The sequence below is a fragment of the Pristimantibacillus sp. PTI5 genome, assembly GCF_048572955.1.
Taxonomy (GTDB): Bacteria; Bacillota; Bacilli; order Paenibacillales; family Paenibacillaceae; genus Pristimantibacillus.
Genome location: NZ_CP183886.1, coordinates 2445699 through 2472500, shown reverse-complemented (window position 1 = coordinate 2472500; position 26802 = coordinate 2445699). Strand labels below are relative to the sequence as shown.

The 26802-nt window shown below is 49.4% G+C and carries 16 protein-coding genes, 12 tRNA genes, 1 rRNA gene and 1 pseudogene (1 of these 30 cut by a window edge); 28 read left to right on the top strand and 2 right to left on the bottom strand.

The window, feature by feature from the left end; translation table 11 throughout:
* The 9 genes from ACN6MW_RS11010 to ACN6MW_RS10970 all read left to right on the top strand — a co-directional run.
* A 23S ribosomal RNA gene (locus tag ACN6MW_RS11010) occupies nucleotides 1-2467 on the top strand (it extends 469 nt beyond the left edge of the window).
* Between the two features lie 201 nt (nucleotides 2468-2668).
* Nucleotides 2669-2744: transfer RNA gene (locus ACN6MW_RS11005), tRNA-Asn, on the top strand.
* Between the two features lie 4 nt (nucleotides 2745-2748).
* A tRNA-Thr gene (locus tag ACN6MW_RS11000) sits at nucleotides 2749-2824 on the top strand.
* A gap of 42 nt (nucleotides 2825-2866) precedes the next feature.
* Nucleotides 2867-2941, top strand: a tRNA-Glu gene (locus ACN6MW_RS10995).
* A 33-nt stretch (nucleotides 2942-2974) separates the two neighbouring features.
* Nucleotides 2975-3050: transfer RNA gene (locus tag ACN6MW_RS10990), tRNA-Val, on the top strand.
* A gap of 9 nt (nucleotides 3051-3059) precedes the next feature.
* Nucleotides 3060-3134, top strand: a tRNA-Gln gene (locus ACN6MW_RS10985).
* Nucleotides 3135-3144: 10 nt separating this feature from the next.
* Nucleotides 3145-3220: transfer RNA gene (locus tag ACN6MW_RS10980), tRNA-Lys, on the top strand.
* 16 nt (nucleotides 3221-3236) lie between these two features.
* A tRNA-Leu gene (locus tag ACN6MW_RS10975) sits at nucleotides 3237-3319 on the top strand.
* Nucleotides 3320-3417: 98 nt separating this feature from the next.
* Nucleotides 3418-3500 (top strand) — tRNA-Leu (locus ACN6MW_RS10970).
* A gap of 67 nt (nucleotides 3501-3567) precedes the next feature.
* Here the strand turns inward: ACN6MW_RS10970 and ACN6MW_RS10965 are convergent.
* Nucleotides 3568-3801: a GNAT family N-acetyltransferase gene (locus tag ACN6MW_RS10965; RefSeq protein WP_419875495.1), complete on the bottom strand. Its 234-nt coding sequence runs from the start codon at nucleotides 3799-3801 to the stop codon at nucleotides 3568-3570.
* Nucleotides 3802-4299: 498 nt separating this feature from the next.
* Here ACN6MW_RS10965 and ACN6MW_RS10960 point away from each other — a divergent pair, with 498 nt between their 5' ends.
* The 18 genes and pseudogenes from ACN6MW_RS10960 to ACN6MW_RS10875 all read left to right on the top strand — a co-directional run bounded on the left by ACN6MW_RS10960 (nucleotide 4300) and on the right by ACN6MW_RS10875 (nucleotide 24055).
* A complete protein-coding gene (locus tag ACN6MW_RS10960) occupies nucleotides 4300-6756 on the top strand; it encodes a phosphodiester glycosidase family protein (RefSeq protein ID WP_419875494.1) in 2457 nt (818 codons plus the stop codon).
* A 240-nt stretch (nucleotides 6757-6996) separates the two neighbouring features.
* Nucleotides 6997-7854 carry an ABC transporter ATP-binding protein gene (locus ACN6MW_RS10955; protein WP_419875493.1) on the top strand — a complete coding sequence of 286 codons (858 nt, stop codon included), beginning with the start codon at nucleotides 6997-6999 and terminating at the stop codon, nucleotides 7852-7854.
* A gap of 533 nt (nucleotides 7855-8387) precedes the next feature.
* A tRNA-Gly gene (locus tag ACN6MW_RS10950) sits at nucleotides 8388-8462 on the top strand.
* A gap of 6 nt (nucleotides 8463-8468) precedes the next feature.
* Nucleotides 8469-8545: transfer RNA gene (locus tag ACN6MW_RS10945), tRNA-Arg, on the top strand.
* 34 nt (nucleotides 8546-8579) lie between these two features.
* Nucleotides 8580-8656, top strand: a tRNA-Pro gene (locus ACN6MW_RS10940).
* A gap of 15 nt (nucleotides 8657-8671) precedes the next feature.
* Nucleotides 8672-8745: transfer RNA gene (locus ACN6MW_RS10935), tRNA-Gly, on the top strand.
* 324 nt (nucleotides 8746-9069) lie between these two features.
* Complete coding sequence (ppc, locus tag ACN6MW_RS10930) at nucleotides 9070-11874, top strand: phosphoenolpyruvate carboxylase (RefSeq protein ID WP_419875492.1); 2805 nt, start codon at nucleotides 9070-9072, stop codon at nucleotides 11872-11874.
* A 252-nt stretch (nucleotides 11875-12126) separates the two neighbouring features.
* Nucleotides 12127-13263, top strand: a complete 1137-nt coding sequence (locus ACN6MW_RS10925) for a S1C family serine protease (RefSeq protein ID WP_419875491.1) — start codon at nucleotides 12127-12129, stop codon at nucleotides 13261-13263.
* 504 nt (nucleotides 13264-13767) lie between these two features.
* Nucleotides 13768-14334, top strand: coding sequence for an RNA polymerase sigma factor SigW (gene sigW / locus ACN6MW_RS10920; RefSeq protein ID WP_364154302.1), 567 nt, complete (start codon nucleotides 13768-13770; stop codon nucleotides 14332-14334).
* A gap of 195 nt (nucleotides 14335-14529) precedes the next feature.
* Complete coding sequence (locus ACN6MW_RS10915) at nucleotides 14530-15168, top strand: zf-HC2 domain-containing protein (RefSeq protein WP_364154303.1); 639 nt, start codon at nucleotides 14530-14532, stop codon at nucleotides 15166-15168.
* Nucleotides 15169-15309: 141 nt separating this feature from the next.
* Nucleotides 15310-16152 carry a diadenylate cyclase CdaA gene (cdaA, locus tag ACN6MW_RS10910; RefSeq protein WP_364154305.1) on the top strand — a complete coding sequence of 281 codons (843 nt, stop codon included), beginning with the start codon at nucleotides 15310-15312 and terminating at the stop codon, nucleotides 16150-16152.
* On the top strand, nucleotides 16145-17557 hold the full coding sequence (locus ACN6MW_RS10905) for a YbbR-like domain-containing protein (protein WP_419875490.1): 1413 nt from the start codon (nucleotides 16145-16147) through the stop codon (nucleotides 17555-17557). The genes cdaA and ACN6MW_RS10905 overlap by 8 nt, the downstream gene beginning before the upstream one ends.
* A 62-nt stretch (nucleotides 17558-17619) precedes the next feature.
* A complete protein-coding gene (gene glmM, locus ACN6MW_RS10900) occupies nucleotides 17620-18960 on the top strand; it encodes a phosphoglucosamine mutase (protein ID WP_419875489.1) in 1341 nt (446 codons plus the stop codon).
* Nucleotides 18961-19527: 567 nt separating this feature from the next.
* The gene (gene glmS, locus ACN6MW_RS10895; RefSeq protein WP_419875488.1) at nucleotides 19528-21360 is read left to right on the top strand and encodes a glutamine--fructose-6-phosphate transaminase (isomerizing); all 1833 of its coding nucleotides are present in this window, start codon (nucleotides 19528-19530) and stop codon (nucleotides 21358-21360) included.
* 322 nt (nucleotides 21361-21682) lie between these two features.
* Nucleotides 21683-22036 (top strand): TnsA endonuclease N-terminal domain-containing protein, encoded by a 354-nt coding sequence (locus tag ACN6MW_RS10890; RefSeq protein ID WP_419875487.1) that lies wholly within the window; start codon nucleotides 21683-21685, stop codon nucleotides 22034-22036.
* Nucleotides 21984-22367, top strand: coding sequence for a TnsA endonuclease C-terminal domain-containing protein (locus ACN6MW_RS10885; RefSeq protein ID WP_419875486.1), 384 nt, complete (start codon nucleotides 21984-21986; stop codon nucleotides 22365-22367). The genes ACN6MW_RS10890 and ACN6MW_RS10885 overlap by 53 nt, the downstream gene beginning before the upstream one ends.
* Before the next feature lie 215 nt (nucleotides 22368-22582).
* A pseudogene (locus tag ACN6MW_RS10880) lies at nucleotides 22583-23761 on the top strand (IS1634 family transposase); the annotation flags it as partial.
* Nucleotides 23762-23839: 78 nt separating this feature from the next.
* Entirely contained in the window at nucleotides 23840-24055 is a 216-nt protein-coding gene (locus tag ACN6MW_RS10875) for a family 20 glycosylhydrolase (RefSeq protein WP_419875485.1), read from the top strand.
* Nucleotides 24056-24609: 554 nt separating this feature from the next.
* Here the strand turns inward: ACN6MW_RS10875 and ACN6MW_RS10870 are convergent.
* Nucleotides 24610-25794: an ROK family transcriptional regulator gene (locus tag ACN6MW_RS10870; protein WP_419875484.1), complete on the bottom strand. Its 1185-nt coding sequence runs from the start codon at nucleotides 25792-25794 to the stop codon at nucleotides 24610-24612.
* A 253-nt stretch (nucleotides 25795-26047) separates the two neighbouring features.
* Here ACN6MW_RS10870 and ACN6MW_RS10865 point away from each other — a divergent pair, with 253 nt between their 5' ends.
* Complete coding sequence (locus tag ACN6MW_RS10865) at nucleotides 26048-26635, top strand: YdcF family protein (protein WP_419875483.1); 588 nt, start codon at nucleotides 26048-26050, stop codon at nucleotides 26633-26635.
* Nucleotides 26636-26802 lie beyond the last annotated feature (167 nt).

Genomic DNA, 26802 nt, shown 5'->3' with positions numbered 1-26802 from the left:
AAGGCTAAATACTCCCTGGTGACCGATAGTGAAGCAGTACCGTGAGGGAAAGGTGAAAAGCACCGCGGAAGCGGAGTGAAAAAGAACCTGAAACCGTGCGCTTACAAAAAGTCAGAGCCCGTTAAATGGGTGATGGCGTGCCTTTTGTAGAATGAACCGGCGAGTTACGATCACGTGCAAGGTTAAGTCGGGAAGACGGAGCCGTAGCGAAAGCGAGTCTGAATAGGGCGAATAAGTACGTGGTCGTAGACCCGAAACCGTGTGATCTACCCCTGTCCAGGGTGAAGGTGCGGTAACACGCACTGGAGGCCCGAACCCACGCACGTTGAAAAGTGCGGGGATGAGGTGGGGGTAGCGGAGAAATTCCAATCGAACTCGGAGATAGCTGGTTCTCCCCGAAATAGCTTTAGGGCTAGCCTCGAGGAATGAGCGTCGTGGAGGTAGAGCACTGATTGGGTGCGGGGCCCGCCAAGGGTTACCAAGTCCAGTCAAACTCCGAATGCCATAGACGTGCTACTCGGGAGTCAGACAGTGAGTGCTAAGATCCATTGTCAAGAGGGAAACAGCCCAGATCATCAGCTAAGGTCCCCAAGTGTGTGTTAAGTGGGAAAGGATGTGGAGTTGCAAAGACAACCAGGATGTTGGCTTAGAAGCAGCCACCATTTAAAGAGTGCGTAATAGCTCACTGGTCGAGTGACTCTGCGCCGAAAATGTAACGGGGCTAAACACACCACCGAAGCTATGACATGTGCCTATATGGTACTTGGGTAGGGGAGCGTTGAATACGGATTGAAGTTGGACCGTGAGGACTGGTGGACTGTATTCAAGTGAGAATGCCGGTATGAGTAACGAAAAGACAAGTGAGAATCTTGTCCGCCGAAAGCCTAAGGGTTCCTGAGGAAGGCTCGTCCTCTCAGGGTAAGTCGGGACCTAACGCGAGGCCGAAAGGCGTAGTGGATGGACAACAGGTTGAAATTCCTGTACCACCGTAAACCGTTATGAGCAATGGGGTGACACAGAAGGGCAGTGACGCGGGCTGATGGAATAGCCCGTCCAAGCAGTGAGGCTAGTGTGTAGGCAAATCCGCACACTATTAGGCTGGGCTGTGATGGGGAGCGAAAATTATAGTAGCGAAGGTCATGTACTCCGGCTGTCAAGAAAAGCCTCTAGCCAGGTGAAGGTGCCCGTACCGCAAACCGACACAGGTAGGCGAGCAGAGCATGCTAAGGCGCGCGGAAGAACTCTCGTTAAGGAACTCGGCAAAATGACCCCGTAACTTCGGGAGAAGGGGTGCCTCGGTAGGGTTTATAGCCCGAGGGGGCCGCAGTGAAAAGGCCCAAGCGACTGTTTAGCAAAAACACAGGTCTGTGCGAAGCCGTAAGGCGAAGTATACGGGCTGACGCCTGCCCGGTGCTGGAAGGTTAAGGGGAGCGGTTAGGGGTTAAACCCGAAGCTGTGAACCGAAGCCCCAGTAAACGGCGGCCGTAACTATAACGGTCCTAAGGTAGCGAAATTCCTTGTCAGGTAAATTCTGACCCGCACGAATGGCGTAACGACTTGGGCGCTGTCTCAACGAGAGATCCGGTGAAATTTTAATACCTGTGAAGATGCAGGTTACCCGCGACAAGACGGAAAGACCCCATGGAGCTTTACTGTAACTTGATATTGGACTTTGGTACGATCTGTACAGGATAGGTGGGAGCCTGAGAAGCATGAGCGCCAGCTTGTGTGGAGGCGACGTTGGGATACCACCCTGATCGTATCGGAGTTCTAACCTGCTGCCGTGAAACCGGCAGAGGGACCGTGTCAGGTGGACAGTTTGACTGGGGCGGTCGCCTCCTAAAATGTAACGGAGGCGCCCAAAGGTTCCCTCAGAATGGTTGGAAATCATTCGAAGAGTGCAAAGGCATAAGGGAGCTTGACTGCGAGACCTACAAGTCGAGCAGGGACGAAAGTCGGGCTTAGTGATCCGGTGGTACCGAATGGAAGGGCCATCGCTCAACGGATAAAAGCTACCCTGGGGATAACAGGCTTATCTCCCCCAAGAGTCCACATCGACGGGGAGGTTTGGCACCTCGATGTCGGCTCATCGCATCCTGGGGCTGAAGTAGGTCCCAAGGGTTGGGCTGTTCGCCCATTAAAGCGGTACGCGAGCTGGGTTCAGAACGTCGTGAGACAGTTCGGTCCCTATCTGTCGCGGGCGCAGGAAATTTGAGAGGAGCTGTCCTTAGTACGAGAGGACCGGGATGGACGTACCGCTGGTGTACCAGTTGTTCCGCCAGGAGCACCGCTGGGTAGCCAAGTACGGACGGGATAAGCGCTGAAAGCATCTAAGCGTGAAGCCCCCCTCAAGATGAGATTTCCCAGTATGTAAGACCCCTTGAAGACGACGAGGTTGATAGGTTCGGGGTGGAAGCACAGCAATGTGTGTAGCTGACGAATACTAATCGGTCGAGGGCTTATCCTAAAACGTTTGAGAAGCAAACTTACATCGTAAGCATACGCTTAATTTTGCCCCGGACCCATACATCCGGCAGACAGCAGCTAAAAAGGTTTCAGCAAACCTAATCTTTCGTATCCAGTTTTCAAGGCGCAATGCTTTGAAGTTCAACCGTGCCTCTTTTGCAGTTGAAGCTCTTGGAGACATTTCAACGCGAATATGCAATGTTCCCTGATAGCTCAGTTGGTAGAGCACTCGACTGTTAATCGAGTTGTCACAGGTTCGAGTCCTGTTCGGGGAGCCATTATGCTCTCATAGCTCAGTAGGTAGAGTGCATCCATGGTAAGGATGAGGTCACCGGTTCGATCCCGGTTGAGAGCTCCAGTTATACTTTCAACTGCAAGGACAAGCTTTCATTTTCAGTATGGCCCGTTGGTCAAGTGGTTAAGACACCTCCCTTTCACGGAGGTAACAGGGGTTCGAGTCCCCTACGGGTCACCAATTACCTTTTTCACAAAAGGCGCCTTTACACTTGGACGCTTAGCTCAGCTGGGAGAGCATCTGCCTTACAAGCAGAGGGTCGGCGGTTCGATCCCGTCAGCGTCCACCATATCGCTGCTGGGGATTAGCCAAGCGGTAAGGCAACGGACTTTGACTCCGTCATTCTCAGGTTCGATCCCTGAATCCCCAGCCACTTATACTATGAGTCATTAGCTCAGTTGGTAGAGCACCTGACTTTTAATCAGGGTGTCGTAGGTTCGAATCCTACATGACTCACCATTTTTTTATCTCACATGCGCGTATGGCGGAATTGGCAGACGCACCAGACTTAGGATCTGGCGGGCGACCGTGGGGGTTCAAGTCCCTCTACGCGCACCATCTTTAACACCCTTAATCGGGAAACACTCTGTATGTCAACAGAGTAACGTAGGTGGAAGTCCTGCAAAACATGGTTTAGCTTTATCGGAATCACATATGCGCGTATGGCGGAATTGGCAGACGCACTAGACTTAGGATCTAGCGGGCGACCGTGGGGGTTCAAGTCCCTCTACGCGCACCATACCATGAGAAAACCCTTGGCGAACAAGGGTTTTTTGCTGTCTATAAACAGAATGCAGACCTATCCATCAGCACGATATGCCGTATATCAATTGCTTATCGCCGAATCGATACAAGGTTTGTTCGGCTTTCATGCCCACCTTTTCTAGAAGCCTGCAGGAAGAGCGGTTGGCGCTTTGTGTCTCAGCTATAAGCTTAGATTGATTAAGCTCTTTAAATACATACAGAATAAGCCGCCTGATCACTTCTTCAGCATAACCATGCCCCCAGCTGTTAGGTAAAAACTCGTACGAGTCCTCCATATGTAGACCATCCCTGTGGGTTGGCGCGATCTAAAGTGTCCATAAATTTGTTCAAAGCATGGATCTCCGGAATAATGCCTTCGAGATATTTTCTGACGTTCACATCGGCGTACGTACAGCTTTTTTACATGTTCATAATCGCTTTCCTGTAAATAATCCAACCTGCATCTAGAGGTTTCTAAGCGTATTCCCCCTATTCATCCATTCTACTTATGTCTTGTATTCATGAGAACGCCGCGCTGCCTGCAAAACTTAAAACGGTTCACGTTATTTAATCGTCGAATTAGTGATATTGAGGATAAAGGAAGTTAATAATCATTGGAATGAATTATAAATCTAATGAATCTTTTATACGTCTAATGTTTTAGGTGATTACGAGTCTTTGTCCTGGAGAAGTATCTCATATAGCTGGAAACTTATACTTCAATTTTATCAAATTCCTGTCGATATAGTTCATTGGGACTAACTGGAATCTGTAAATATGAAGGAGAATGGCTTATGTTTCAAAAAACAAAGTGCTTGAGAAAGCGCGGACTAGCTGTGCTGCTAACCATCGCTTTAGGAATTAGTTATATAGAGAACGTTGGATTTTATTCAATTGGAGGGAATGAGAATAACGTTGTTTCGGCAGCTGAAGCTTCCAGCGCCTCGAAAGCTGAAAACATAGGGCTTAAGAGCAATTTTCCTGCTAAAGCTGAAATTGAGTATTGGCGTTTTACTGCAAAGGGGACGCTTTATCCGCCAATTGCACTGCCAAAAGGCAAAGTGATGACTGTAACGTCGAACGGTTGGATATCGATCTTGGATGAGAACGGAAAAGAAGCGAAGAAAATCAACACCTATAGCCGATTATCAGCGCCGGCTGTCAATGCGAAAGGCCAGATTTTTGTGGCGGGCACAGGTGCCAGGTTGTTTCAATACGATAATGCAGGCAACGGCGGGCAGATGGGGATCTATTATTTTAAGGATAAAAAGGAGCAGCTGCAGTCCTCCGGCATGGTGACGGATGGAGAAGGCAATCCGTATTTTGCTTATCAGCATGCGATTTTGTCGCTAAGCAGCGCGGGGGAGAAGCAGGCTGCTTTGCTGCCGGCCGGCGTCACTGTGAAGGAGCTCGCCGCAGGTAAGAGCGGCGTGTATGCCCTGGGCGGCAATGGCGTGCTGTACGCAGTGCGCGGCAATGCCGTTGTCTGGGAGGCGTCGCTTGCGCAGACGCTGCTGGGGGCGAGGCTGATCGCCGACGGCGAAAGCGGAGGCGTTATGCTGCTTGCGGGCAAGGCGGTTGCCGCTTATGAAGAGGACGGGAAGGTCCGATTCACGCGCGAGCTTGCGGCGGCGCCCGCAGGCGGCTGGACATCCCCGGTGCACTTGCCCGGGGAAGCAGGGGCTATCGTTGCCGCGGAGCTTAGCGGCAACGGCATTGCTGCGTTCCGCCTCGCAGACGGGGCGGAACTATGGCGCATCGGCGCCAGCGGGGCGGCCGGTTTCGGCCCCGCGGCGCTGGCGCCGGACCCTGCCGCCGGCATCGTGCTGGCCGGCGGCCGTTCCGGCGCCGTGTACGCGATCAACGGCTCCGCCGGGTCGATCGCGTACACCTACGGCGGGCACGCCGCGGTTCCCGCGAGCGGCGTGGCGCCGCAGGGCAGCGGACGGTTCGCTTACGCGTCCGCCGACAAGCTTATCGCAACGGGGCCAATCCGCCCCGTGGCGATTACCTTTCCAGCGGCTTCGCTTAAGCTGCCGCTGGATACGAGGCTCCTGCTCACGGACAAGCTGAAGCTGTCCGATCCCGTCGCCGTCAGCTACCGCTCCGACAACACCGCGGTTGTCCGCATCAATGGCAACAGCGCCGTAACCCCGGTTGCCGCGGGAAAAGCAAACTTGTATATCGAGGTTACAGAAAGCGGCTATAAAGGGGAGCTAAAGCTTCCCGTTCAGATTACGGCTGCAGCGTCTAAGCTGAAGGTAAAGCATGAAGCGAGACAGGTTACGGCAGCGGGCAGATCATTTTCGGTACAAACGGTTATTGTACCAAAAGGAATGCCCCTTACAGCAGGGCTGGCAAGCCGTAAAGTCGGCGTCCTGCAGTCGCTGCATGCGATTGCAAATGCCTATCAAGCCGATGCAGCAATCAACGGGACCTATTTCGAGGCCTATGGAGGCATACCCGAGCCTTACGGAACGGTTATCGTAGACGGCAGCGTCGAGCATATCGGCAACACGGGTACGGCGATTGGCTTTACGTGGGACGGTACAGTCGTGATGGACACGCTCCGCGTTAAAATTTTAGGAGGCACAAACGGCTCTTTCACCTCTCCGAACAATTGGTATGCTTATTTCATTAACCGTACGCCGGCGGCAGGCGCATCCTCAGCCATTATGTTTACGCCAAAGCGCGGAGCAAAGGTTGGTTTTGCATTAGGGACGGCAATCACCGTCCGTAAAGGGATCGTGACGAAAATAAGCAAGAAAGAGAATGCGAGCATTCCAACTGACGGATACGTTCTCGTCTACACGGGCTTGGAGGAGAAGCTGGCTTCGCGCTTCCAGATCGGAACGAAGGTCGACTACAAAATAGAGATGACCAATCTGGACAAGGCTCCTGTAAAGTGGTCCCGCGTGCATACGGCAATTGGTGCCGGACCGAGGCTGGTGAAGGACGGGAAGCTGGCAATCAGCCCGTCATTGGAAGGCTTTAGCAGCTCAAAAATATTAACCGATGCTGCTTCCAGAAGCGGCATCCTCGTGAAAAAGGATGGTACTATTCTGCTTGCGACCGTACCCAAGGCGACGATGAAACAGTGGGGCCAAATCATGGTTCAGCTCGGAGCCGTGCAAGCGATGAATTTGGATGGAGGCGCATCCTCCGGCATGTACGCACAAGGAAAACTCATTACTACGCCAGGCAGGCTTATTAGCAACGGACTCGTATTCGGAACGAAGCTGAAATGGTAAATGCAGTTAAATATAAATGCGAAGGCCGTTCTTGGGAGAGAACGGTCTTTTTTTCATGACTCATAAAATTAAGCTTGCTTGATGCTGCGCGTCACAAAGTTAACCATTGACTTTTGTTGTGAGAAACATTATCATTAAGACGTCAATGATAATCGTTATCAATTTTCGTTTTTTAAACGAAATAAAATACTTAATTTAGAAGGTGTCTGCCCCAGGCAGCGGAAGGAGCGTGAATGTCCAATGATTCGTCTAACGACTTCGAGTCTTGACATTGCTTACGATGATCGTCTTATCGTCCAAAACTTAAACATTGCTATACCTCAAGGGAAAATTACGGCGCTTGTAGGAGCGAACGGCTCTGGGAAATCAACGATTTTGAAAACGATGGCCCGTATTATGAACCCTTCCCAAGGCAGCGTGCTTTTGGACGGCAAATCCATTCATAAGCAATCGACGAAGGAAGTAGCGAAGCAGCTGGCCATTTTGCCGCAAAATCCAACCGCGCCGGACGGTCTGACTGTAGCTGAGCTTGTATCCTACGGCCGCTTTCCTTACCAAAAGGGCTTCGGATCGATGAGCAAGGATGACCGCAGCATCGTACAATGGGCAATCGAAGCGACAGGCATGACGGATTTTGCGGATCGTCCCGTTGATCATCTGTCAGGCGGACAACGCCAGCGTGCTTGGATAGCAATGGCGCTTGCGCAGGAAACGGATATCTTGTTCCTTGACGAACCAACGACTTTCCTTGATATGGCTCATCAACTGGAAGTACTCCATTTGCTTCAAAAGCTTAACGCAAGCAATAACCGCACCGTCGTGATGGTTGTGCATGATTTGAATCACGCAACGCGCTACGCCCATCATATGATCGCTATTAAAACAGGTGTCGTCGTTGGCGAAGGAACGCCTGCTGAAGTAATGACGCCGGATATCATGCGTGAAGTATTCAATATCGAGGCAGACATCGTTCCTGACCCGCGTACTGGCGTTCCGCTTTGTTTGCCGTATGCGCTGGCAGGGCAGCCGGCTGCGGATAAAGTAACGATGAACAGCCGTGCGGCGCAAGAGAAGCTATTAGCTGCTGCAGGAGCTTAATTCCATTGGAATCCCATAAGAGACTGTCCTAAAGGTTGTATACCTTTTAAGACCGTCTCTTTTTTCATGCGGCAGGCATACGCGCGCGGGAAATGTTCATTAAACAGCTAACTTTATCTATCCTGACAGTTAGCAAAGGAGGTACATTTTACATTTAGCGTCATATGCAGCTTAACCAGCTTTTGCAGGCGAAGCTAAATAGGTGTCATCCCCACCTGTCTATATCCGACATAAGCATGTTTATTCTCCGGAACAATATCCGCTAATCCTATAGTTGTTCCTGCAGGAATGACCGGTTCAAGTGTCATAAAGGGGCACGATTTACATAAACTTAATTAGAAAGATCAGTTATGTTTCGAACAAAATTCCGCGTCATTGCTGGATTTTTCGACTCGGCAGTACTTTGAAATTAAGGTTTGCGAAAATAATTTAAAACTTTTTTATAAAAACAGTTGCATTTTGTTTTCAGGGGTGATATATTATTACTTGTCGCCGCGATGATAAACATCACGAACGGCTGACACGAATAACATGCGGAAGTGGCTCAGCGGTAGAGCATCGCCTTGCCAAGGCGAGGGTCGCGGGTTCGATTCCCGTCTTCCGCTCCATAATGTGTGCCCTTAGCTCAGCTGGATAGAGCGTTTGACTACGAATCAAAAGGTCAGGAGTTCGAATCTCTTAGGGCACGCCATTATCCCATCAATAGATGCACTTTATTTACACCTCGGGACGTAGCTCAGCTTGGTAGAGCACCTGGTTTGGGACCAGGGGGTCGCATGTTCAAATCGTGTCGTCCCGACCATATTTCATTTTTTATGCGGGTGTAGTTCAATGGTAGAACTTTAGCCTTCCAAGCTAATAGCGTGGGTTCGATTCCCATCACCCGCTCCAACTACAAACGACGAAGTCCTTGATCATTCAAGGGCTTTTTTTTATTTTAGAACAGACTATGGCTAACGTTCGTTTTATGAAACGGGTGTCATTGCATACCGGCTGTTTGGCTGCAGAACAGAGCAAGTATCCCACGGGGCGTGGCTTCTCTGTTTTTGGATGGATTGGCTTCAGGGCTTCAACCCTGTAGGTTTTTGTAGTATGATGGTAGAAGTCAAAAAACGTTCATGTTGTACATGCAAGCTTCCGAAGCGATTTTTGCTTCACAAAACAAGTAAATGTTTACGGAGCGATCGTGCTTCGCAAAAATTTAGGAGGAACAGTATGTCGGATCAATCTGCATCTACTTTGACGACAAATCGGCAGCAGGCTAACAATTTGCTGCGACGCGATGTCCGGTTTTTAGGAAACATTCTCGGCGAAGTTCTCGTTCATCAAGGCGGCCGGGAGCTGCTGGATATCGTGGAACGGATTCGTGAGCAAAGCAAAGCGCTTCGCGCTGAATTTGTACCGGAAATATTTGATCAATTCAAGGAAAACGTATCTTCCCTTAGCCCGGAAATACGTCATCAAGTAATCAGGGCGTTTGCTATTTATTTTCAGCTCGTCAATATTGCTGAGCAAAACCACCGGATTAGACGGAAACGCGATTATGAGGTTTCTGCAGGCGAAACGGTACAACGCGGCTCCATTGAAAGCGCAGTTCAAGATTTGAAAGAACGCGGGATTGCGATCGAAGACGTTCAGGATATTTTGAGTAATATTTCGCTTGAGCTTGTTATGACTGCGCATCCGACCGAGGCAACTCGCCGCGCGGTGCTTGATATTCATAAACGGATTGCCGTTGATGTGATGGAGCTGGATAACCCTACATTAACCTATCGCGAACGCGAGAAGCTGCGTGAGAAGCTCATGAATGAGGTTCTTATTTTGTGGCAGACAGACGAGCTTCGTGACCGCAAACCAACCGTTATCGACGAAGTTCGCAACGGCTTGTACTATTTTGATGAAACGTTGTTCGAGGTGCTGCCAAGCGTATATGAAGAGCTTGAACGCTGCCTGAGCAAATACTATCCAGACGAGAACTGGCATGTGCCTGATTACCTGCGCTTCGGCTCATGGATCGGCGGCGACCGCGATGGCAACCCATCCGTAACGGCGAAGGTCACTTGGGAGACGCTAACGCTGCATCGTCAGCTGGCGATTCGCAAGTATGAAGAGAAGCTTAATGAGCTGATGGATCTGCTTAGCTTCAGCACAAACCTGGTCGAAGTATCCGATGAGTTAGCGGAATCGATTCGTTCGGATCGCGAGCATGTCGAGCTGAAGTGCGTCGATCTTTGGAGAAATACGAAGGAGCCTTACCGTATTAAGCTGGGCTTTATGCTTGAGAAGCTGGCTAATACGCGCGATGAATCCCTTAAAGGCTCGCTTATGCGTTATAACCACCCGGAGGAGCTTCGTCAAGACCTGCTCGTTATTGACCGCAGCCTGCGTCATCACTTTGCTGATTATGTAGCGGATACGGCACTTGCTAAGCTTATCCGTCAAGTGGAGCTGTTTGGCTTCCACCTTATGGCGCTTGACGTTCGTCAGCACAGCCAAGAGCATGAAAATGCGATGTCTGAAATTTTGGCGAAAATGAATGTGGTTGCGGACTACGCGTCACTTTCGGAAGAAGAGAAAACGGATCTGCTTCACCGTCTACTGAACGATCCGCGCCCGCTAACGTCGGGTCACTTGGATTATTCGGAGTCTACGCGTGAATGCTTGAGCGTTTACCATACGATTTACCGGGCACAGCAAGAGTTTGGCGTTAATTGTATCTCTAGCTATCTGATCAGCATGACGGAAGCAGCGAGCGATATGCTTGAGGTTATGGTATTTGCGAAGGAAGTCGGCTTATTCCGCAAGGAAGCTGACGGTACCATCCGCTGCACGCTGCAATCAGTACCGTTATTTGAGACGATCGACGATCTTCATGCGGCGCCAGCCATTATGAAAGAGCTGTTCGAGATGCCGGTTTACCGCCAAGCGGTTGCTGCTCGCGGCAATCTGCATGAGATTATGCTTGGTTATTCCGACAGCAACAAAGACGGCGGCGTGGTTACAGCGAACTGGGAGCTGCGCGTAGCGCTGAATGACATAACGGCTGCCGGCAAAGAGTACGACGTGAAGCTGAAGTTCTTCCACGGCCGCGGAGGCGCTCTTGGCCGCGGCGGAATGCCGCTTAACCGCAGCATTCTGGCGCAACCGCCTCATACGATTGGCGGCGGCATCAAGATTACCGAGCAGGGCGAGGTTCTCTCCTCCCGTTATTCGATGCAAGGTATTGCATACCGCAGCTTGGAGCAAGCAACATGGGCGCTGATTACGGCCGCTCGTCTGGCGAAATACCCAGAGCAAGCACCGCAAGCGGAAGCGGAGTGGGATGAAATTGCACGTTCGATTTCCGAGACGGCGCTCGAGAAGTATCAGGATCTTATTTTCCGCGATCCGGATTTCTTGACTTACTTCAAGGAATCTACGCCGCTGCCTGAGGTTGGGGAGCTGAACATTGGCTCCCGTCCGTCCAAACGGAAAAACAGCGATCGTTTTGAGGATCTGCGCGCGATTCCTTGGGTGTTCGCTTGGACGCAAAGCCGTTACCTGCTGCCTGCATGGTATGCTGCCGGTACTGCATTGCATCAATACGCAGGCGAGGATGAGGCGAAGATGAACACGCTTCGCACGATGTACGAGAAGTTCCCGTTCTTCCGCTCGCTTATTGATAACCTGCAAATGGCGCTAGCTAAAGCAGATTTGGTCATCGCGAAGGAATATGCGGATATGATCAAGGACCAAACGATCCGCGATCGTATTTTCGAGCAAATCGAACAAGAGTATAAACTGACTTCCGGGCTGATTCTCAGCATTACGGGTCAAACGGAAATTTTGGATAATGTTCCTGTTATTCAAGAGTCGATCCGTCTACGCAATCCATACGTCGATCCGCTTAGCTACATGCAAGTGCAGCTGCTAACCGAGCTTCGCGCGCTTCGTGATAACGAAGAGGATGATCCGCAGCTGCTACGCGAGGTGCTTCTGACGATCAACGGCATTGCGGCCGGCCTTCGGAATACAGGCTAATCCATTAAATATATCGCTTAGGCGAATGAAATCAGCTAGCCATGGTGTAGACCATGGCTGGCTTTTTTTATGATCAAAAAAGGGAACGCAATGCTAGCGCATCAACATTATCGAACATTAAGAACAGCTGAAATCAAGCCTTTTATTTTCTTATGTTCCTTTATGATCCGCTTAAGTTTCGTTTAAGGTATATCCTGCATGATAGGTACATAGGAAACAGACACCTACACCTACTATGGAAGGATGATAAAAATGAACGAGGAAAATAAACGCCCGGAATCATCGAACGATACTTATACGGAAACTCATACATCGAACACGGCAAACGAGACTCCTGCCACTACTTATATTTATGAATCCAGCAAAACTACCAATGAGCTTAGAGACTCTTATGAGAGAGAACTAAATGTACAGAAAACGGAAAGCAGGCCGGTAACGGATGGGGGGAAGCGATCGAAACGTGCTGGGAGAAGCTCAGCAAAGACGCTGCTTGCCTCATTCTTGATCGGTGCGATGGTCATCGGCGGCTTCTCGTATATGGCAGATAAAAACAATCTGTTTAGCGGAAATGAGCAGGCGCTGCAAAGCAGCGGTTCGAGCGTCGTAAGCCAATCCGCCCAGCAGGATGCAGGGCTGTCTACGGCGTCGTTAAGCACTAGCGATGACATTGCATCCGTTTATGCCGAAGCAAGCCCGGCGGTAGTGAAGATTGAAAATTACGGGGAGCCTCAGTCAGCTTCCATGTATGATGATCCGGGTTTCCGGCAGTTTTTTGGCGGCGGACAACCGGGGCAGCAGCAGCAACAGGAACAGCAACAGCAGGAGACAAATAGCGCAGAGCTGCAGCTGATGGGCTCGGGAACAGGGTTTTTCTTTGAGTCGGATGGTTACATTTTGACGAATGAACATGTAGTCGCGGGCGCAAAGGAAGTGAAGGTTACCGTCCAAGGTTATGACGAACCTCTTACAGCTAAGGTTCTCGGTTCGAGCTATGAGCTCGACCTGGCCGTGCTGAAGGTGGAAAGCCCTGACGGCAACGCGTTTCCTTCGCTTAAGCTTGGAAGCTCTGACGCTACTCAAATTGGCGATTGGGTTATCGCAATCGGCAATCCCTATGGCTTTGATCAAACGCTGACCATGGGTGTGCTGAGTGCCAAAGAACGTCCGATCACAATCGCGGATGAGCAGGGCGAACATGATTACGAGCATCTGCTTCAAACGGACGCTTCGATTAATCCGGGCAATTCCGGAGGACCGCTCCTTAATGAAGCGGGTGAGGTGATCGGTATTAATACGGCGGTTAACGCAGAGGCACAAGGCATCGGCTTCGCTATTCCTACAACGACGATTACGAAGGTGCTGGAGCAATTAAAAACGAATGCGCTGTAATCCGCAAGGCATATATTAATGCAGAAGGTCTAGAGGCCGCTTGGCTTCTAAGACCTTTTTGCTATTGTACGCGGATACTGGCCGAAGGTCGAAACGATATACTAGCCTGAGGTCGATTGCTGTGTTCGCGCCAAACCGATATAATGGCTGAATGACATTGCTTTTTGAATGAATGATCACGGAAGGCCCAGGAAGATTCGGAAGGTATACTTTCTCAATTGTCTTGCTTTTTAAGCCCATGTCGATTACGATTTTCCTTGAATGGTAATCATTTGAATTCAGCCTGCGCACCTCCTTTTCTCTTAAGGCTGGTTTAGGCAGCTTTTGCTGCGCGCGGTACGGTTTGTTGAAGGTGCAGCACGGAGATTAAACGACATATCGCAGCGGCGGGTATGGCCGAACCTTGCGATTACATACAAATAGCAGTTGTACCATGTAATAAGGTTGCCTGAGCCTATAGCAAGGCGATTTAGTCGAATGAACGGAAGGTTTGGAGGAGTTAAGGTGAACGTATTGGAAGCACGCCTGGCGAAGTTAGCGCTCAAAGGCGATCAGCAAGCATTTGCTGAGCTTGTAGACCTCTATCAAGATAAGCTCTTTCATATGGCATATCGAATGTTAAACAGCCGCCAGGAGGCGGAGGATGTGGTTCAAGACACCTTCCTTCGCGTATACAAAAACCTGGACCGATATGATGATACATTGAAGTTTTCGACCTGGATTTACAGGATTGCGACGAATCTCTGCATTGACCGGCTGCGCAAACGCAAGCCGACCTATTCGCTTGACGCGGAATCATCCGATCACGAGGGCCTGGATGGCTATTCGATGATTCCAAGCGACAACCGGACGCCGGAATCAGAGCTTCTGCTGTCGGATACGCAGCGGATCATCCATGCGGCTATCGCTTCGCTGCCGCCGAAATACAAGAGCGTCATGACTCTCCGATATATGCAGGATCTTTCCTTGCAGGAGATTGGCGATGTGCTGGATATGCCCGTGACAACGATCAAAACCCGTGTTCACAGGGGCAGGGAATTTCTTCGCAAGAAGCTGGAGCACAAATTATAACGAATAAGAGAGGCCTTGCATGAAAATGGAAGCCATGTCCCGGACATCGGCTTTTTTTCGAGGGCGGATATCCTTATAATCATATTATCGTGTTTGAATTCAAAAAAAAGTGAAACATCCCTCTCGTTAGCAACGTATCCTAATAGCGAGAAAAGAACTTAATGCGCGAGCATCTGAAAGAAAGGACTGGCTGCTATGAATTGCAACGTCGCCATCGTATGGATGCATGACTATTTAGACGGCGAGCTGCCGCGTGAAGATATCGTTACGTTAAAATCTCATCTGCTTTCCTGTCCGGCTTGTCGCAGTCGGTTTGAACAGCTCCAGAAGACGGACGCCGCGGCGTTCCAAACTTTAGAAGCGATTAAGCCTGCCGCGGATTATGACAAGAACGCATCAGAGCAATTGACGCAGCGGATTATGCAGCAGCTGCCGAAGAAACAAAACAAGCAGCGGAACCGTGCCGTACGCTTCATCTACAGGTACCCGGGAGTTACCGCGGCCGCAGTGTTTGTACTCGTTATGCTGGGAAGCTTCTTCACCATGTGGGAAGAGGACACCAAGCTTATTGTAGCAGGCGAGGATCTTCAGCAGGTCATTATAGAAGGCAATACAGTCATTGTACCGGAGGGAGCCCATCTAACGGGGAACCTGACCGTGGAGAACGGAGTGGCTGAAGTGAAGGGCGAGGTAGACGGTAACGTAACCGTCATTGACGGCTCCTTGAACTTAGCCTCCACCGGCCATATCGCAGGTCAGAGCAGAACCATTGACCAAGCGCTCGATTGGTTCTGGTACAAAGTGACGCAAACTTTTGGCGGTAATGCTCGTTAATGCAAGCTGCCTCCCTCTTGCAGGGGGGCGTTTTTTATTTTTTTTCGAAAAAAAGGATTTCCAATCCCATATATAGAAAATAATAAAGTTGAAAACCGATAATAGACAAGAATAAGGGGATCGGCTGTTGGGGGTTGGCATATGAGTTATTTCTCGGATTTGACTTGGCATGACTGGTTAAAGGACATCATCGATGTTGGCATAGTCAGTTTTATTATTTATAAAATGATTTTGCTGGTGCGCGGAACGCGTGCGGTTCAGCTTTTGAAAGGTATTTTTATACTCGTTGCGGTATGGGCGCTCAGTACATGGTTCAATTTGTATACGTTAAAATGGCTCATGAATCAGATGTTCACGTTCGGTATCGTGAGCGTGCTCATTATATTTCAGCCGGAGCTAAGGCGCGTGCTGGAGCAACTTGGCCGCGGCAAGCTGTTTGCGCGTTCGTATTCCCTTGACAGAGATGTCGTTAATGAACAAATTGACGGCTTGATTAAGGCTGTCCGCTTTATGTCGGAGCGTAAGATCGGAGCGTTAATTGTATTCGAGCGAAGCACGGGGCTGAGTGAATTGATTGAGTCGGGAATCCGTATGGAGTCGAAGATTACATCGGAGCTGCTCATTAATATTTTTACGCCTAATACACCGCTTCACGATGGCGCGGTTATCATACGCTCCAATCAAATCATGGCAGCAGGCTGTTACCTGCCGTTGTCGGAGAACCCTTTTATCAGCAAGGAGCTTGGCACGCGCCACCGCGCCGCTATCGGCGTAAGCGAGGTAACGGATGCCGTTTCGGTTACGGTGTCAGAGGAAACGGGACAAGTATCCTTGTCGCTGGGCGGTATGATCGTACGCGATATTAACGAGGAATCGCTTATTTCGAAGCTGTTCGATGAGCTGACTCCGAAGACGAACGGGCGCGCGAAGGAACGCGTGACGATATCGTCTTTCTGGAAGAGGAAAGGAGGCCAAGATGGATAAATGGCTAAGTCACCCGACCTCGCTCAAAATTATTTCCGTCATCGTGGGATTGCTGCTCTGGGCTGTCGTGCACATTGATCCGGACACATCGCCTCAGGCTGTTACGTCCAATGTAGACACGAAGACGATAGAAGCATCTGTCATAAAAGCAGACGGACTAGATACGGACAAGTACGTAATGACGGCCATGGAGCCATCCGTGGTTCGCTTGGACGTACAAGGAAGGCTTACCAATCTTCTTAACGCCTCCTCCGATGACGATTATGTCGTCAAGGTGGATTTAAAAGACGCGAAGCCGGGCATTCAGGAATTGCCGTTGGTTGCAACCTTGCCAAAGGGAATTCAACTTGTTGAAATGTCGCCGCGAACGGTAACGGTGCAAATCGAAGAGATTTTGACAAAGCCGTTCGAGCTTCAGGTAACGACGGAAGGAAAACCGGCAGCAGGTTATGTGGTAGGCGCTTCTACGGTAGTAGCGCCATCGGCCGGCGTTCAGATTACGCTGCCTAAGGACGATATGAGCAGGGTTGGCGTCGTTACAACGGAAGTTAATGTAGAGGGCGCAGATAAAACAATCGTGAACAAAAAGGCAAAGGTTGTCGTTTATGACACGGACGGCATAGAAATGACTAACGCGATCATTTCTCCGGAAACGGTGCATGTCGAGGTTAAGATCACGCCTCCGTTCAAAACACTGCCTCTTCAGGTGCGCTATACGGGCTCTCTGCCGGAGGGGCTGAGCCTGGTATCCGTAAAGCCGGCCATTGACGAGGTGACGGTATACGGCGAACAGAAGGCGTTAGACGAGCTTCAGGTCTATGACGGCGTTGTGCTCGACCTCTCCAAGGTGAAGCAATCCGGGGCCGTGCAGGTCAAGACGGAAGCGATTGACGGCATTAAATCGATTGATCCGGCTGAAGTCACGCTCGAGGTTGTTGTTGCGCCTATCATTACGCGAACCTTTACGGGATTGCCTATTGCCGTAGAGGGCGCCTCGAGCGGAACATCTGCGGTTTTCCGAAATCCGGCTGACGGGAAATACGATTTAACCGTGAGCGGCGCTGAGTCAGTGTTGAATGCACTGAAGGCAGAAGCGATAACAATTATCGCAAATGTCGAAGGGCTAAAGCCCGGCTTGCACGTTGTAACGCTCCAGGTGGATGTGCCTGCTTACGTGCAGACAGTGCTCGGGAGCGGGGAGACGTTGACGGTATCGATTGAAATCGTGGAAGAGGAAGCCGCGGGGACGGATGACGAAAACGCGGAGGAGGTTGGAGGCACTCCGACGGAGGAGCCTCCAACGTCTACTCCGACGCCAACGCCGACGCCGACAGCGCCGGATACCGGCGAGGAGAGCGCTAACGGCGGCGAAAATGCTGCTGGAGGTCCAACAATGAATCCATAATCAACAAAGCAGCATAAGTAGATAGTAACAAACGCACTATATGACAAAGGAGCATTTTAATTATGGGGAAATATTTCGGTACAGACGGTGTTCGCGGGGTAGCAAACCGGGAGCTTACACCTGAGCTAGCATACAAAATCGGTCGCTGCGGCGGCTATGTTCTAACGCGTAAGGCTAACAAACCTAAAGTAGTTATCGGCTTGGATACACGGATTTCGGGCCCAATGCTTGAATCGGCGCTTATTGCAGGCCTGTTGTCCATCGGCGCAAGCGTCGTTCGTCTAGGCGTTGTTTCTACGCCGGCGGTTGCTTATATTACGCGTGAGACGGGCGCTGATGCAGGCGTTATGATCTCAGCATCGCATAATCCTGTAGAGGATAACGGCATTAAGTTTTTTGCGGGCGACGGTTTTAAATTATCGGATGATACCGAGCTCGAAATCGAGCAGCTAATTGATGCGTTAACGGATGAATTGCCACGTCCCGAGGGCGGCGATATCGGAGCGGTATCAAGCGATAAAGGTGCTAAGCAGCGTTATTTGGACTATTTGAAGACAACGATCAAGGGTGATTTCAGCGGTCTGAAAATCGTGCTCGACTGCGCGAACGGCTCTGCTTATGAGCTGGCTCCTTCCGTATTCCGCGAGCTTGGAGCGGACATTATTACCGTGGGTGCCGAGCCGGATGGGCTGAATATCAATGCAGGCGTCGGATCGACGCATCCTGAATATTTGCGTGAGCAGGTTCTGCAACACGGCGCGGATCTAGGGCTTTCTTTTGACGGCGACGCGGATCGTCTCATTGCCATCGACGAGAAGGGCGAAGAGGTCGACGGCGACTTTATTCTGTGCATTATCGGCGACGCGATGAAGCGGGCCGGCAAGCTGAAGGAAGATACGATCGTTACGACGGTCATGGCTAATATCGGCTTCTTTAAAGGTGCGGAGCGAATCGGCCTGAAAACCGCGCAAACTGCTGTCGGTGACCGATATGTTATGGAAGAAATGCGTCGCGGCGGCTTTAACCTTGGCGGCGAGCAATCCGGGCATGTTATTTTCCTTGACCATATTACGACGGGTGACGGCATCCTCACTGCGCTGCAGCTTGTTGATACGCTTGCAGCCTCCGGTAAGAAGCTAAGCGAGCTTAAGGCTCTCATGCGTAAGTACCCGCAGAAGCTTGTTAACGTACGGGTAGCGGATAAAAGCTTGTACCAAGGCAATGCCGCAATCGAAGAAGCGGTGAGACTCGTAGAGCTTGAGCTTGGCGATAACGGCCGTGTGCTTGTGCGTCCTTCGGGTACGGAATCTCTGATTCGCGTGATGGCGGAAGGTCCGGAGAAGGATCAAGTCGAGGCGTATGTCGATCAAATCGCTGAAGTTGTAAAAAGCGAGCTTGGTTAATTTTTAATAGCAGAAAATGTCGAAGGCTTGTCGGACCTTGTAGAAGACGGGTCTTCGACTCCTTTTTTTGGAAGATACTTGTGTATTTTTTCATCGAATGGTTGCACAGCAGCGCTAAAATGAATATGATAGGTAGTGTGATTCAGGAAGGAAAGAGAGGATAGAGGTTATTTAAGCATGTTAAGCGCCAGAGCTTGCGTAGTGGGCAGCCTTGTTGCCGAGCCTTGTATTTAGGGCTTGAAGCGGGTGTTCATACGGGAAGCTGACGAGGTGAAGGTGTTCGAAACATTCGGCGGGGACCTTCCGGTATTGCAAGCCAACCGAAAGCCGTTACGTAAAACGGCCGGGCGACCGGTCATACAATCGTGCGGCGGGCTTATTATTTTTCGTATTTGTATTCATCACTCCCGTATGTCCTAGATGCCACCTGTGGGGTGGGCACGGGCAGAGGGGTTACATTTTCCGCAATGATTGCGATTAATCTGTGACAACTTCATATTGCCTGTGCCACGCATTGGCGGCATCCGATAAAGGCGGGAAAATAACCTATCGGAGGCTTATTAAATTATGTGTGGAATTGTAGGATATATTGGTAAACGCGACTCTCAGGACATTTTGCTCGAAGGATTGAAGAAGCTGGAGTACCGGGGATATGATTCCGCCGGTATCGCTGTCTTCACGAAAAACGGGCTTGAAATTACAAAGTCCAAAGGTCGTTTGGCGAACCTTGAAGGCTTGCTGCGCGAAGAACCGTTAGAAGGTTTTGTCGGTATCGGTCATACTCGCTGGGCTACTCATGGTAAACCATCTGATGTGAACTCGCATCCGCACACGGACAACACCGCTAAGTTTTCTGTTGTTCACAACGGTATCGTTGAGAATTACTTGAACCTGAAAGAAGAATTGATGGCAAAGGGCCATGTATTCGTATCGGAGACAGATACGGAAGTCATTTCCCATCTTATTGCTGATGAATACAACGGCAACATCGTAGAAGCCGTACAACGTGCGGTTAAACGTATGCGCGGAGCGTTCGCGCTTGGCGTATTGACAGAGTTTGAACCGGATCGTCTAGTAGCTGTTCGTTTTGCAAGTCCGCTTGTTATTGGCGTGGGCGATGGCGAAAACTTCATTGGTTCGGATATTCCGGCTATTTTGGAGCATACGCGCAACGTTTACATTTTGAACGACGGCGAAATGGCTATTCTGACAAGCAGTTCTGTCGAATTGATGACGACTGAAGGCGAAAGTATTTCCAAGGAAATATTCCATGTCGATTGGGATCTTGTAACGGCGGAAAAAGCCGGATTTGATCACTTTATGCTGAAAGAAATTCACGAGCAGCCAAAAGCTTACCGTGATACGATGATTAGCCGCATTGCAGAAGACGGCAAATCTGTGCAATTAAAAGAGCTGGGAATGACAGCTGAATATATTAAATCGATTCGTAAAGTACACATTGTGGCTTGCGGAACGGCTTACCATGCAGGGCTTGTCGGTAAATCGGTTATTGAATCGCTTGCGCGCATTCCGGTTGAGACGGATGTTGCCTCCGAATACCGTTACCGTTCACCGATCATCACACCGGATACCCTTGTCATTGTAGTCAGCCAATCCGGCGAAACGGCGGATACGCTTGCCGCTCTTCGTGAAGCACAGCGCAATGGCGCTCGCGTACTGGCGATCACAAACGTTGTGGGCAGTTCGGTTGCACGCGAAGCAGACCATGTGCTTATCACTTGGGCAGGTCTTGAGATTGCGGTTGCTTCAACAAAAGCCTACACATCGCAGTTGATTGCATTCTACCTATTCGGTCTTCACCTGGCGGGCACGCTTGAAACACAAGAAGCGGCTTATATCGAAGAAGTAATAGCTGCTATGCATAAACTGCCTGAGCAGGTTGAACACATCCTAGAGCAAGCTGCTGTACTGAAAAAGGTTGCGGAATCAATCTCGCATCACAAGCATTTGTTCTTCATCGGCCGCGGCGTAGACTATGCTGTAGCGCAAGAGGGCTCGCTCAAGCTTAAGGAAATTTCTTACATTCACTCCGAAGCTTATGCAGCAGGAGAACTGAAGCACGGTACCTTGGCCCTGATCGAGGACGGTATTCCGGTTATCTCTCTTGTAACGCAAGAAGAGCTTTACGAGAAAACGCTAAGCAATATTAAAGAAGTTAAAGCCCGCGGAGCTCATGTTCTAGGCATAGCGAACGAAGGCAGCGAAGAAGAAGTAGCGAAATCCGTCGATGAGTTGTTCGCGATTCCGAAGACACTTCCGATCCTGTCGCCAGCATTGTCCGTTATCCCGCTGCAGCTGATTTCTTATTATGCATCGCTAGCGCTTGAGCATGACGTGGATAAACCGCGTAATTTGGCGAAAAGCGTTACGGTGGAGTAGGTTAGTTAAGTGAATTGGATGTTTGTGTTCAGTGAAAATAAAGTATTAGACTGACGGAATAGGCCATACTGCTACTAGGGGCTACTACTGTCTCAGAACCGACATCCAGAATAAGAACATGACTCTATTTGAGGCTACCTATGGTAGCCTCTTTCCATTTTATGTTGGGAGTGTCGTTTATTGTGGCAAAGAGAAAATGAGAGATAACAGATAGCAAGATTGATAGATTCATCAAAGAAGGCAGAGGACAAGGATTGGGAGCCGACTACCTTCCATGGCTGCGGGTACAGGATGTGCCGTCAACAGGTAGATCGACCGCGGTGTGGGCTGGACTACCGGCAGGCAGCACACCTTTCTTTCCGATCTGGAGCGTGATTATTTCTATGCCTTGGATTTTGCCGACGAGGTGACCGATATTAGAGAACAATATCCCCTTCTTCTGTTGGAAGAAACGAAGCTGATAGCGGAGAAACTCGGTGTTGAACATCCCAAAGATCCTAAGACTGGCGTGGATGTCGTCATGACGACAGATTTTGTTATTACATATATGGACAAGGAATTCGCAAGAACGGTCAAGCCTTCAAAAGAGTTGGAGAATGATCGCATACTAGAGAAATTCGAAATTGAACGAATATATTGGGAGTCCCTTCAAGTCGATTGGGGAAATTGTGACTGAACGGGATTTGCCCTATACGCTGATTCGGAATGTCGAATGGATTCATAAGGAGTACCACAACGAAGATGTCCGGACGTTGGGTATCTTTGCTGTTCAGAGCTTGGAGCGTTCGCTGGCAGCATCGCTTTTGTCAGGCACAACGATAGCAAAGGCTTGTCTGGCTTGCGATGAGCAATTGGGGCTTGAAACCGGTACTTCGTTGGCTATGTTTAGACATTTTCTCGCTAGAAAGATTTGGGCTGTTAATATGAATGAGAAGATTAGTCCTTCCGGCAGCGCTAACGGATTTTATGTTATTGAAACAAAAGATCAATTGGCGAAAGGTGGTTAAGGTATGCATATCCTCTATGAAAATATGGTTGTCGAATGGCAATTACCTGAATCCGACTAGCGTCAGATCGAGAGAATTCTATGGATTGCTCCTAACAATGAATATATCTATTGTATTGCAATGGAAGATAATAAGGCTTTCCCGGTTATGAAGGCTTATTCCGAATATGCCTCAGGCCTTGAAGCGAGGCTGTGCAAGCAAGTGGAGTGGACGAATTCGACGTTCAACATGGCTACCGCGCCATGGATTTCCTCATCGAGTCGGATGAGGGAATTCAGCGTGAAGTGTTCCATTCGGTTGCCGACTTGCTCAACCTCGAGGTCGACCTACTCTTCTTTGACACGACTTCCACTTACTTCAAGACGGAAGAGATAGAAGAGGAATCGCTTCGACAGCGAGGAAACTCTAAGGATCACCGGCCTGACCTACCACAGGTCGTTATTGGTTTCGCGGTTACGCGTGACGGTATTCCGATCCGCTGCTGGGTTTAGCCGGGGAACACCGCCGATATGAGCGTCGTGCCCGAGGTGAAGAAAGACCTTATTGGCTGGAAACTCGGACGCGTCATTTCCGTCGCGGATCGCGGATTTTCTTCCGAAGCCAACCTGCGCATCTTCCAGCAAACCGGCGGCCATTACATCATTGGCGAGAAGATGTCTTCTGGCAAGCCATCGGTTGAAGCTGCGCTTGCCCATCCAGGGCGATTCAAGACCGTGCGCGATAATTTGGAAGTCAAAGTCATCACGATCGGCGATGGTGAAGCGCGCAAGCGCTACGTGCTGGTTCGCAACCCTCAAGAGGCCAAGCGGGATGCCGCGCAGCGCGAAGGACATCTGAAGGCAATGCAAGAAGAGCTCGATAACTTGAAGCGACTCGATGGGGAGGCACACAGCAGGGCCCACTGCCGCCTGCACAGCCACATTACGTACAAACGCTACCTCAAGATGGACAAGCGCGGCAACCTGCGGATCGACAAGGAAGCCGTAAAAACGATGGAACGTCTCGACGGGAAGTATCTCATCCAGACCTCTGACGATACGCTTTCTTCCGAAGATGTCGCACTTGGCTATAAACAGCTTCTCAAGGTCGAGGCTGCCTTCCGCACGCCGAAGCAGTCGCTGGCGCTTCGCCCGGTCTATTACCGAAAGGATGATCGCATCCGCTCTCATGTTCTGCTCTGCTGGTTGGGGCTTATGCTAATTCGGATCGTGGAAAACCAAACGGGTAGAACGTGGCGAGACATGCGCAATGTATTTCAACGCATCCACTTGGTAGAAACCCGTTCCGCCGATGGAACGGTCTACCAACGAACGGAATTGACAGATGAACAAAGGGGTATTCTTTTACAGCTCGAATTGCCCGAACCCCAGCAAATATGGGACATTTCATTAAACCAGGCCCCAATAACCGTAGGCATACGCCTAGTTATCCACAGACCGCCCAATCCCTTATGGCTCTAGGGTTTCGGCGGTTTGTGTATCTACCAACTGTCGAAGCCGAGATTCCGATATTCGGAATACGTTCATATCGGCGGCGACGAAACGAACAAGAGCTATTACGACAATTGTCCCGTCTGCCGGAAAGGCATGGAACGATTCTCGCCTTCCAATGCGGAAAGCCTGCTTCGCGATTATGTCATTCGCGCGGCGGAGGTCGTTAAAAGGAACTGCAAGAAAGCCATTGTATAGGAGGCTTCTCGTCCCAACCGGGAATCGAGATCCCCCGCGACATTACGGTGGTAGCCTGGGAGAGCTATAATAATACGCCCGACCAGCTTAACGCAGCGGGATATACCTTGATTAACGCGTCATGGAAGCCGTTGTACGCGACGCCGACAAAACATTGGCCGCCTGAGGAGATCTATGCGTGGAACTCCAGATGATGGGGGAATTATTGGGAGAAGTCGGAGGCATACGCAAATCCCATTCAGTTGGACGACAGCTTCAAGCCGCTTGGCATGCAATTCTGCTCTTGGGAGAAAGAGGAGAAACATCAGATCGGCCTGTTGCATTTGAGAGTTCTGGCGATGGCGGAGCGAGCCTGGAATGAGCGGCGTCAGATGGATTAGCCGATATTCGCCCAAATGTTAGAGCAGTTGGATCGCAAAACGATCAAGCTGCTGGAGAAGGGGAATAAGCTTCCCAGCAGTTGAATAAACGTTGAGTGCGCTCGTTATAGAGGGGAGAAGGGGCTGTCCGCTTATTGGACAGCCCCCAGCCTTTAAACGAGTATTTACCCATGATTAAAGAGATAGAGTATTAAGCGGTATTTCAAAAGCTCGTTTAATCACTAAACCGGCAGCAAGTTTCGTTTCGTCCGGTTTGTTATAGAGGTATGTCATTTGTACGTTATTAACCGTTACCGGCAGTTGATGCATGACTCTGGCTTTGATTTCGCTGAACATCTCGGGGCTGATCGATTGAATGACAAGGCCAGTCATAAGCAGGCTGTCTGGATTAATAAATGTAATAATGTTAGAAAGGGCTACCGAGATGCCATCGACAATTTTTTCATACAAGTTAAGAAACTTGGCATCTCCTGATTTTATGCCTTCCGCAAACTCATCTAGCGTACATTTGATAGATACACCTAGCCCGCTGCTGGAAGCAAGCGTCGTTAAGCATCCGGATCTGCCGCAATGGCAAGGATAAGCGTCTTCCCCATAGAACCCTTTATAATGCCCGAATTCCCCTGCGACAAAGTTGGAACCCGCTATAATTTGTTTATCAACAACAATAGCGCCACCGGTACCATAATCGAACTTAATTGTGATATTGTTATTCGATTCTTTCAAGCACCCATTCATGTTTTCGTAAACGGAAAGAAGATTAACATCATTTTCGATATGCACAGGAATATGATATTTGTCTTCGAGAAGCTGACTGAGCCGCAGACGATGAAAACCTATGCCAGGCGTGCGGAGAACGATGCCATGCTGAGAATCCACCAGGCCCTGTATACTGATGCCAATGCCTTTTATTTTTGAGGCGTTAGGCACTTGACTAATCAGCTCATCAATGACTTCATGGAGCAGTTTCAGCAGCACATCAACGGAGCCATATTTGTTAATCGTGCGTTCAGCTGATGCGACGGCATCTTGGCGCAGGTTGTACACTTTCCCGCGAATATATTTACCGGCGAGCTCAAGCCCAATGGCATAAAAGCTGCCGCTGTTGATATGAAGGCCCACTCTTTTTCTTCCGCTTCCTGCTTCCAGATCAATGAGCTCTCCAGCCACGATTATTTTTTCCTCCAACAGGCGGTTAACGATATTAGTTACGGTTTGCCTGCTTAGTCCGGTCTTTTCTGAAAGCTCTACGCGAGAGATTGGCCCTTCGGAATAAATGAGAAAAAGAACCTTCTGCTGATTGATTGATTTTAGTAACATATGGCTAGATTTTTTGACCGAATCTCCCACGATATGCATCCTCTTTCCGACAACATATTATATATGAATCGAGATTCAAAACATTTGATAAATGATATTCATACTTTGCTCTAAGTGTAGCATTAATACGAAGGGAATAAAAGTTGCAAGTCAGGCCGGAATGAGAAACTTTATAACCCCACAATACAAAAAAAAGCTAAGGATTGTATTGACATTGTTTAAAAAATAGATATGATTAATTTGTAAACTGATTTGATTAAGTATAACAAATTGACGACTAGAGGAGCAATTCATGGTATGGATGGGATGGATAATTGCAGCAGCAGCGATAGCGGTCCTTACTTACATATGCTGGCTGCATGCAGTTAGGTTGAAACCTGGCAAAGCAGATGCGCTTATTGTACTTGGCTATGTATCTAAAGACGGCCGAATACATCCTTTGCTTAAGGAAAGACTGGATGAGGCTTACAGACTTTTTCGGCAATTTGGGCACAAATACATCATTGTATCGGGGGGAGCAGTTGGTTCACGACATTCGGAGGCGGATCTGATGAAAAATTATCTGGTTGAGAGAGGCGTTCCGGCAAAAAGAGTATTGAAAGAAGATAAATCATTTAATACGGTTCAGAATTTATTGTATAGCAAGCAATTATTGGAGCAGCAACAGTTGGAATCCTTTATCATTATAACGAATTTATTCCATATACGCCGCACAAAGTATATTATGCATCGTCTTGGGATGAAAGGCGGTTTCAGTGCAAATCGAAGCTTAAGAAGCATTGCGATATTTCAGCTGAAATTAACCTTTTTGGAAATTCGGGCTTTCAGGTTAACTCTCCCGATTATTAGAAGGGCCATTAATGATTATCAAAACAATTGACAAGTTGGCTGACATGACTTTATTAAATAATTGATATGTAAACGCTTACACTTAATTTTGGAGGTGAGGCTTAAAAGATCAAATCCATTATTTATTTACAAATTATTCACCTTGATTTGATTGATAATTAACAAAACATAGTTATCCTTGAATAGTTAATCCAATTT

Excerpts from the sequence above, each read along its gene's own strand:
- ACN6MW_RS10965 (WP_419875495.1), bottom strand. The coding sequence starts at position 3,801 with ATGGAGGACTCGTACGAGTTTTTACCTAACAGCTGGGGGCATGGTTAT.
- ACN6MW_RS10960 (WP_419875494.1), top strand. The coding sequence starts at position 4,300 with ATGTTTCAAAAAACAAAGTGCTTGAGAAAGCGCGGACTAGCTGTGCTG.
- ACN6MW_RS10955 (WP_419875493.1), top strand. The coding sequence starts at position 6,997 with ATGATTCGTCTAACGACTTCGAGTCTTGACATTGCTTACGATGATCGT.
- ppc (WP_419875492.1), top strand. The coding sequence starts at position 9,070 with ATGTCGGATCAATCTGCATCTACTTTGACGACAAATCGGCAGCAGGCT.
- ACN6MW_RS10925 (WP_419875491.1), top strand. The coding sequence starts at position 12,127 with ATGAACGAGGAAAATAAACGCCCGGAATCATCGAACGATACTTATACG.
- ACN6MW_RS10915 (WP_364154303.1), top strand. The coding sequence starts at position 14,530 with ATGAATTGCAACGTCGCCATCGTATGGATGCATGACTATTTAGACGGC.
- cdaA (WP_364154305.1), top strand. The coding sequence starts at position 15,310 with ATGAGTTATTTCTCGGATTTGACTTGGCATGACTGGTTAAAGGACATC.
- ACN6MW_RS10905 (WP_419875490.1), top strand. The coding sequence starts at position 16,145 with ATGGATAAATGGCTAAGTCACCCGACCTCGCTCAAAATTATTTCCGTC.
- glmM (WP_419875489.1), top strand. The coding sequence starts at position 17,620 with ATGGGGAAATATTTCGGTACAGACGGTGTTCGCGGGGTAGCAAACCGG.
- glmS (WP_419875488.1), top strand. The coding sequence starts at position 19,528 with ATGTGTGGAATTGTAGGATATATTGGTAAACGCGACTCTCAGGACATT.
- ACN6MW_RS10870 (WP_419875484.1), bottom strand. The coding sequence starts at position 25,794 with ATGCATATCGTGGGAGATTCGGTCAAAAAATCTAGCCATATGTTACTA.
- ACN6MW_RS10865 (WP_419875483.1), top strand. The coding sequence starts at position 26,048 with ATGGTATGGATGGGATGGATAATTGCAGCAGCAGCGATAGCGGTCCTT.